Genomic DNA, 724 nt, shown 5'->3' with positions numbered 1-724 from the left:
ATCGAGACCGATTTCGCGGCTGAGTTCAGGCAGATGGACGACATTCATGCCAAGCGTCCGAAAGACTTCTGGCGAACTGTTGATGGCAAAATAATCGCCCGGCTGCAACGCCGTTGCCGCGATTAAAGCCATGATGCCGACAAGACACTCAACGAGCATCGCTCCGAAGCCGACGAATTTCATGTCGCTCCACTTGTCAAGCATCTTCGGCGTCGTGCCTGAACCGACAAACGCATGGAAACCGGAAATCGCACCGCAGGCGATCGTAATTGAAATGAACGGCCAGACCGGACCAGGCGAAACAGGTCCCCCTCCGCCCGTGAACTCGGTAAACGCCGGAAACGGAATCGCCGGATTGACAACGAAAACCCCGGCAATCAAAGCGATAAACACCCCGATTTTCATAAAGCTGCTCAAATAATCGCGCGGTGCGAGCAGCAGCCATACAGGCAGCGCCGCTGCAAAAAATGCATAGACAGGAAGTGCGACAGCAAGCGTTTTCGTATCGAGCGTCAAGGCGTCTCCAAGCGGCGTCTCTGCAATGGAGGGCCCGATGAAGACACCGGCCATCAGCAAAATAAATCCGCCGGTAGACGCTAATTTTAAGTTGCCTGTCTTTTTATAAAATAAGCCGACCCCCATCGCGATCGGAATTGTAATCGCAACGGCGAACGTCCCCCACGGATTGCGTTCAAGCGCATGAAGCACAACCATCGACAGCCCC

1 pseudogene is annotated in these 724 nt (G+C 54.3%); it reads right to left on the bottom strand.

The annotated features are described in order from the left end of the window. Nucleotides 1-724, bottom strand: a pseudogene (gene cstA / locus ACWHAR_RS26920) (carbon starvation protein CstA); the annotation flags it as partial.

This window comes from Bacillus sp. LR--39 (assembly GCF_053613335.1).
Note: the sequence above shows the minus strand (reverse complement) of the source record. Positions and strands in the feature narration are given on the sequence as shown.